This window comes from Acinetobacter sp. Brlt_5 (assembly GCF_051949055.1).
GTDB lineage: Bacteria > Pseudomonadota > Gammaproteobacteria > Pseudomonadales > Moraxellaceae > Acinetobacter > Acinetobacter indicus.
In genome coordinates this window covers 138,839-146,293 of record NZ_JAYJLP010000005.1, presented here as the reverse complement: position 1 = coordinate 146,293, position 7,455 = coordinate 138,839, and the positions used below count along the sequence as shown (strand labels likewise).

At 48.5% G+C, this 7,455-nt stretch carries 6 protein-coding genes; all 6 read left to right on the top strand.

Going from position 1 to position 7,455, the window contains the following annotated elements; all coding sequences use genetic code 11:
• The first annotated feature begins 305 nt into the window (after positions 1-305).
• The 6 genes from murG to ftsZ all read left to right on the top strand — a co-directional run bounded on the left by murG (position 306) and on the right by ftsZ (position 7,384).
• On the top strand, positions 306-1,403 hold the full coding sequence (gene murG / locus VF685_RS05450; RefSeq protein WP_286384677.1) for an undecaprenyldiphospho-muramoylpentapeptide beta-N-acetylglucosaminyltransferase: 1,098 nt from the start codon (positions 306-308) through the stop codon (positions 1,401-1,403).
• A 12-nt stretch (positions 1,404-1,415) separates the two neighbouring features.
• Positions 1,416-2,864 carry a UDP-N-acetylmuramate--L-alanine ligase gene (murC, locus tag VF685_RS05445; RefSeq protein WP_016658738.1) on the top strand — a complete coding sequence of 483 codons (1,449 nt, stop codon included), beginning with the start codon at positions 1,416-1,418 and terminating at the stop codon, positions 2,862-2,864.
• Positions 2,865-2,920: 56 nt separating this feature from the next.
• The gene (locus tag VF685_RS05440; protein ID WP_104471926.1) at positions 2,921-3,850 is read left to right on the top strand and encodes a D-alanine--D-alanine ligase; all 930 of its coding nucleotides are present in this window, start codon (positions 2,921-2,923) and stop codon (positions 3,848-3,850) included.
• 3 nt (positions 3,851-3,853) lie between these two features.
• A complete protein-coding gene (locus VF685_RS05435) occupies positions 3,854-4,708 on the top strand; it encodes a cell division protein FtsQ/DivIB (RefSeq protein ID WP_152342568.1) in 855 nt (284 codons plus the stop codon).
• A 65-nt stretch (positions 4,709-4,773) separates the two neighbouring features.
• Positions 4,774-6,036 carry a cell division protein FtsA gene (gene ftsA, locus VF685_RS05430; protein ID WP_005180811.1) on the top strand — a complete coding sequence of 421 codons (1,263 nt, stop codon included), beginning with the start codon at positions 4,774-4,776 and terminating at the stop codon, positions 6,034-6,036.
• A 160-nt stretch (positions 6,037-6,196) separates the two neighbouring features.
• Positions 6,197-7,384: a cell division protein FtsZ gene (ftsZ, locus tag VF685_RS05425; RefSeq protein ID WP_005180810.1), complete on the top strand. Its 1,188-nt coding sequence runs from the start codon at positions 6,197-6,199 to the stop codon at positions 7,382-7,384.
• Positions 7,385-7,455 lie beyond the last annotated feature (71 nt).

Sequence of the window (7,455 nt, the reverse complement as noted above, 5' to 3'; positions counted from 1 at the left end):
CACCTTGGGTGGCTCTTTTTGTATTCTTAAGCGAGATTTGAGCTTGAAAAACTGCGTTGAGCAAGAAAATTATAGCGATTTTGTAAATCAAAACTAATCGACATAATTCAGTGAAAAATGCAGGAAACTTAACAATTTCGGTGAATTAATAATAAAACTAGTTTAAACTTTCAAAACTGTTGAAAAAAACAATGAGCCGCTTGGTGAAAAAAAGTAAATAAACTTTCAAGCTCATACGATTGTGATTACAATTGAGCGCTTATAAAGAACTTTCATTAGCCATATTTGGATTGAAGAATTAGACCGTGACTGATGCAGCGCAAACCAAGCCTAAACATGTGATGATGATGGCCGCAGGCACTGGTGGCCATGTGTTCCCAGCCCTAGCCGTGGCAAAAGAACTCCAGCAGCAGGGAATCCATGTGTCCTGGTTAGCAACGCCTACAGGCATGGAAAACCGTTTATTACAAAACCAGAATATTCCGATTTATCAGATTGATATTCAAGGCGTGCGCGGTAACGGGCTGGCACGCAAACTGATGGCGCCTTTTAAAATTCTAAAAGCCACCTTAAGCGCCATGCAGTTAATGAAAAAACACAAAGTAGAGGCTGTCGCCGGCTTTGGTGGCTATGTGGCTGGACCGGGTGGTCTGGCCGCACGTCTGCTTGGTATTCCGGTCATTATTCATGAGCAGAATGCAATTGCCGGCTTTACCAATACCCAGCTGTCGCGTATTGCCAACACTGTTTGTCAGGCGTTCCCGGATACGTTTCCGGCCAGCACTAAAATTGTCACCACTGGCAACCCGGTGCGTAAAGAAATTAGCGCGACTCTAACCCCATCCTGGCGTTATCAGGAACGTGAAAAAGCAGGTTTGCCGCTGCGTATTTTAATTGTTGGCGGCTCTTTGGGCGCGCAGGCACTGAATGAACGTGTCCCTGAAGCCTTAAAACAGCTGAATGTACCTTTAAATGTGTATCATCAGTGTGGGCAAAATCATGCAGACAGCACCCGAGCGCGTTATGCCAACAAGCCGGACAGCTTAACGGTTGAAGTGCAACCCTTTATTGAAGATATGGCACAGGCCTATAGCGATGCTGATCTGATTATCTGCCGGGCCGGCGCACTGACGGTTACGGAAATTGCAACCGCGGGTGTGGCTGCGGTATTTGTGCCCTTGCCAAGCGCTGTGGATGACCATCAGACGGCCAATGCACAATTCCTGGCCAAGACGGGCGCGGCAAAAATCTGTCAGCAAGCCAGCATGACCCCGGACAGCTTAAAAGAACTGTTAATGCCGTTGATGAACCGCCAACTGCTCTCTGAAATGGCCAGCAAGGCGCGTCAACAGGCACAACCTAATGCAACCCAACATGTGGTTGCTTTAATTCAAGATTTGTAAACCGAGTAAACTATGTCTCCATCTATCCCTGCTGATCAAGTAAAAGAACTGATTAAAGTGCCTGAAATGCGTCGTATCAAACATATCCACTTTGTCGGGATTGGCGGCGCCGGGATGTGTGGCATTGCCGAGGTATTAAAAAACCAGGGCTATGATGTTTCCGGTTCAGATATTAAAGCCTCAAAAACTACAGCCCAGCTGGAAGAAAATGGCATTCGGGTGTTTATTGGTCATAGCGCAGATAATATTCAGGGCGCCAATGTACTGGTAGTCTCTACTGCAATTGATCCGGAAAACCCGGAAGTTAAAGCCGCTATTGAGAGCCGTATTCCGGTGGTGCGCCGTGCTGAAATGCTGGGTGAGCTGATGCGTTATCGTCACGGGATTGCCGTGGCCGGGACGCATGGTAAAACCACCACCACCAGTCTGGTTACCTGTATGCTGGCAGAAGAAAATCTGGACCCGACTTACGTGATTGGCGGTTTGCTGAACCGTACCGGGGTTAATGCTGCACTGGGTGCGAGCCGTTATATTGTGGCTGAAGCCGATGAATCAGATGCATCTTTCCTGCATCTGGAGCCAATGGCAGCGATTGTCACCAATATTGATGCCGACCACATGGATACTTATGGCGGCAGCTTTGACAAGCTAAAAGATACCTTTATTGAATTCCTGCACAAACTGCCATTCTATGGTTTGGCAGTGGTTTGTGGTGATGATGCCAACATCCGTGAAATTATGCCGCGCATTGCCCGTCCGGTGCTAACCTACGGCTTTAATGAAGACAATGATATTCGCGCAGTCGATGTTGATCAGGACGGTATGCGTACCCACTTTACCGTATTGCGTAAAGACCGCGAGCCACTGCGTGTTACCGTGAATCAGCCAGGTCTGCACAATGTACTGAATGCCTTGGCCGCCATTGGTGTGGCGACCGATGAAGGTGTTTCTGATGGTGCGATTTGCCGTGCACTGGAAGGCTTTAGTGGTGTAGGTCGCCGTTTCCAGGTGCAAGGTGAATTTGAACTGGACGGTGGCAGCATCAAACTGGTCGATGACTATGGTCACCATCCTAAAGAAGTGGAAGCCACCATTAAAGCAGCGCGTCAGAGCCATCCGGACCGCCGTCTGGTGATGTTGTTCCAGCCGCACCGTTTTAGCCGTACCCGTGACTGTTTTGATGACTTTGTTGAAGTGTTATCGCAGGTCGATCAACTGCTGTTGCTGGAAGTGTATCCTGCCGGTGAAAAAGCCATTGTGGGTGCCGACAGCCGCAGTCTGGCACGCAGTATCCGTCTGCGTGGTCAGGTCGAGCCGATCCTGATTGATCCGGTTGAAGGCAATCTGGAAACACTGGTACAAAAAGTGTTACAACCGAATGATTTGTTATTGACCCAAGGTGCGGGTAATGTAGGAGCAATCTCCATCGAGCTTGCTCAAAATAAATTGTATTTAAAATAATCACCCAAAGTGATATTTGAATTTGGTCGCTCAGTGTAAAGTTTAAGGATATAAACGTGTCAAATGCTTCAAAGTTCGGCAAAGTTGCCGTGTTATTTGGTGGAAAATCTGCCGAGCGTGGGGTGTCTCTGGATAGTGGACAGGCAGTGCTCGATGCGCTGCTGCGCGAAGGCGTTCAGGCAGAAGCGTTTGACCCGAAAGATCGTAGTGTGACCGAACTGGTCAACTATGATCGTGCCTTTATTGTCCTGCACGGCCGCGGCGGTGAAGATGGCCAGATTCAGGGTGTACTGGAATGGCTGAATGTGCCGTATACCGGTACTGGCGTACAGGGTTCAGCCATTGGCATGGATAAGGTTAAAACCAAACAGGTCTGGCAAGGTTCCGAGCTGCCAACAGCGCCGTATCGTATTGTCACCAAAGATTCAAACCCGGCTGATATTGTCGCTGCATTGGGTCTGCCGCTGATTATCAAGCCGGTACATGAAGGTTCCAGTATTGGCATGAGCAAAGTCGAACGTATTGAAGACTTTGCTGAAGCGATTGCCAAAGCCACCGAGCATGATGCAGTGGTAATGGCCGAAAAATGGATTACCGGTCGCGAATTCACGATTGTATTACTGAATGGTCAGGCCTTGCCGGTGATTCGTCTGGAACCGCCTAAAGATGTGGCGTTCTATGACTATGAAGCCAAATACAACCGTAATGATGTGCAATATGGCATTCCATGTGGCTTAACCGAGTCGGAAGAGCAGCAGTTACAGGTCTTGGCCCTGCGTGCGTTCCAGGCGGTAGGTGCCAGCGGCTGGGGCCGTATTGATGCAATGCAGGATGAACAAGGCAATTTCTGGCTGCTTGAAGTCAACACTGTACCGGGCATGACCAGTCACTCACTGGTGCCAAAAGCCGCTCAGGCGGTGGGCTACAGTTTTGATGCCTTGTGCATGGCAATTCTTGAACAAACCTTAACGGATGCGACCCACTAAGCCATGGCTCAACTTCCTGCTTCCATGCGCCGTAAACGCGCAGCGATTACCTCGATTCACGATAAGCCACCGACGCGTAAAGAAAAGCTGACGAACCTGGGTGGATGGGTATTGCTGTGCGTGGCGATTGTGGTATTGGCAGCAGGAATCTACGGTTTATATAAAGTCATGACTGATGCACGCGTGGCCGAACTGGATGTGGTCGGCACCCGTTCCAATGCCGAACTACGCCAGGTCATGACCCATGTTTCGCCGGTGGTGACAGATAACTATTTTACTTCCGATCTGGAACAGATTCGTGATACTGCACTGGAACTGTCTTGGGTCGATCGGGTGGTGGTATCACGCGCCTGGCCGAATGCCATCCGTTTACGGGTCATGCCACGCCATGCGATTGCGCGTTGGGGTACCGGACGTTTACTCAGTGACAGCGGTGATGTATTTTCGGAAGTGACACCCAAGAATAATCAGCATCTGCCGTTATTACATGGCCCGATGCATCAGTCCAAAATGATGATGCGTCGCTATAATGAAATTAACCAGTTGTTTTTACCGGTGAATCTGCGTTTAAAAGAGTTATATCTCACCGACCGGATGACCTGGTTTATGCAGTTTGATTCTGGCCTGCGGGTGATTGTGGATCAGGATCAGACTATGAATAAATTGCAGCGCCTGAGTCATCTGGCGCAAAGTGACTTCAAGCCGGTATGGTCCAGGATTTCTGCAATTGACCTGCGTTACCGCAATGGTCTGGCCATCCAGTGGAAAAACTCGCTGGCACCAAAAATTGCCAATGGTCATTTTGTTGTAACGATTGATGACACAAGCATTGCGAATGCAATAGCAGCAAAGCCATAATACTTGGCTTTAAAAATAGAGGCATTAAGCCATTAATTAAACAAACATGTGATGGTAGTAAATAAATGAGTGAAGCTGTTCCCTCGGTTGTTGCGATTGACATTGGGACACACAAAGTTTCAGTTTTGATTGGTAAGGTACACGCGCCAGACAATATCCAAGTGATTGGTATGGCTACCGCTCGTAACCGAGGCATGAATAAAGGAAAAATTGTAAGTCTCGATAAAGTCATTACAGCCATTAAAAATGCCGTTCAAGAAGCAGAAGATATGGCGGAATGCCGGGTGCATTCAGCCTGGATTTCTATTCCAAGTGCAGAATTAAAAAGTTTTTATGCTGCGGGGCGTACCCCAATTGAAAATAGTGACCACACAATTACAACAAGTGAAGTGGTTCGTGCCTTAGATCTGGCCAAAGCCAGCCATTTAACTTCAGACCATTATCTGGTCAGCGCGGTGCCATTGGGCTTTGATCTGGATGATTCCGGTGAATGGGTACAAAATCCGATCCGTATGTCGGCGCACAGCATGACCGGTCACTATCAGCTGATGATGCTGCCGATTAGCACCATGCAGAATCTGGACCGTGCCTTAAAAGGGGCCAATATTGGTGTAGAAAAAATGGTGGTGTCGCATCTGGCCACCGCTGAAGCCAGTTTACTCAAAGATGAAAAAGAATATGGCGTATGCCTGGTTGATATTGGCGCCGGTACCACCAATATTGCGGTTTATCTGGACGGCCGTCTGGCGTTGTCACAAACTTTGCAGCGTGGCGGTGAGCATGTGACCCGTGATATCGCGGCGGTATTGCAGACCACCACCGAAGAAGCCGAGCGGATTAAACTGCTTTACGGCTGCGTCGATTTAAAAGTGGTCAAACCTGATCACATGATTCAGATTCAGGGCATTGATGGTCCGCAAACCATCAGCCGGATTGAACTGTCGGAAATTATTATTGCGCGTTATGAAGAAATTTTTGCGCAAATCCGTCAGGAACTGGAAAACAGTGGCGCCATTCATGGCTTATATCATGGTGTGGTGCTGGCTGGTGATGCCTGTCAGATTGAAGGCATGGTCAGTCTGGTGCGCCGCACCCTGGGTGTGTCTGCGCATTTGGGCAATCCGCCGGTACAGGTTTATGCCGATGAACCGCATCAGGCTGCCTTACGCCGTTCGCAGTATGCAACCGCAGCGGGCGTGCTGATGTATAGCCAGAGCTACAGTCAGGACACCATTGTCGAAACCGAAGACCCGGAGACCTTATCGGTCTGGGCGCGTGTAGGTCGTGCCTGGTCAGGACTCAACGAAAAACTGAAATCAATTTTTTAGTTGATTTTTTAGGGAATATTGTTAGGAAGTTGTACGGATTATCGCTTGTACTTGACAAGGCAGCCGTTGGACAGCATTCTTAAAAACAATTTTTTATTAAGATCAAGGCAGTATACGGGCTGAAGTGACTGCCAATTATGAATTAGGAAAGCTAAAGGTCATGGCCTCATTTGAATTTTTTGAAGATGATCAAACCGATAACAACGGTCAAGCCCGTTTCACTGTATTTGGTGTAGGTGGTGCAGGCGGTAACGCCGTACAGCATATGCTGGAATCAGATATCCAGGGTGTGAAATTTGTCTGTGCCAATACCGATAAACAGGCACTGGACCGCATGAATGCACAGTGCAAAATCCAGCTGGGCGAGCAAAGTACCCGTGGTCTGGGCGCAGGGGCTAATCCGCAAGTGGGTCAAACCGCTGCTGAAGAAAGCCGCGAGCTGATTCGCCAGCAGTTAGAAGGCACCGATATGGTGTTTGTGACTGCCGGTATGGGCGGTGGTACCGGTACCGGTGCTGCACCTGTTGTCGCTGAAATTGCCAAAGAAATGGGCATTTTAACTGTCGGTGTCGTAACCACACCGTTTAACTTTGAAGGTAAACGCCGTCTGCAATCTGCAGAAAAAGGTATTGAAGCTTTAGAGCAGCATGTTGATTCCCTGATCATCATTCCAAACCAGCGCTTGTTAAAAGTATTCCGCGACATTTCCATGAAAGATGCCTATAAAAAGGCAGATGACGTGCTGTTAAATGCCGTGCGCAGTATCTTTGATTTAGTGGTACGTCCGGGTCACATCAACCTTGACTTTGCCGATTTGAAAACGGCCATGAGTACCCGTGGCTATGCCATGATGGGTGTCGGTCTGGGTCGTGGTGAAAACCGTGCCCGTCAGGCAGCAGAGCAGGCGATCCGCAGTCCGTTACTGGATAACGTGACCATCATGAATGCCAAAGGTATTCTGATTAACGTGACTGGTGGTGATGACGTGACCTTTGGTGAAATTGAAGAAATTACCGATGTTGTCAACCAGATTGTCGATCTGGATGAAGGCCAGGTATTCTACGGTACTGTATTTGATCCGGATGCGCGTGATGAAATCAGCGTGACCGTAATTGCCACCGGTTTGACCCGTAATTCAGCCGATGCGGTTGAGCCAGTCAAGCGTTCTTCAGTGGTGCAGTCTGCACAGGCAACCGCTCAACAGCCAGTTGAAGAAGATGATGTTCCGGCCATTCAGCGTCAGGCAGAGGCAGCGCCAGCCATCAATGCGACTGCAGGCAGCAGCAATAATTCACGTCCAACGCCAATGAGTATTCAGGAATATCTTAAAAATCAACAACGTAAATAATTTTTACGATATAGATTTTTATTCCAGAACTTGTAAAAGGTAGCCAAATGGCTACCTTTTTGTTTTTTATC

Bases quoted from the DNA above. Each gene is read 5' to 3' on its own strand.
- murC (WP_016658738.1), top strand. From the start codon at position 1,416: ATGTCTCCATCTATCCCTGCTGATCAAGTAAAAGAACTGATTAAAGTG.
- VF685_RS05435 (WP_152342568.1), top strand. From the start codon at position 3,854: ATGGCTCAACTTCCTGCTTCCATGCGCCGTAAACGCGCAGCGATTACC.
- ftsA (WP_005180811.1), top strand. From the start codon at position 4,774: ATGAGTGAAGCTGTTCCCTCGGTTGTTGCGATTGACATTGGGACACAC.
- ftsZ (WP_005180810.1), top strand. From the start codon at position 6,197: ATGGCCTCATTTGAATTTTTTGAAGATGATCAAACCGATAACAACGGT.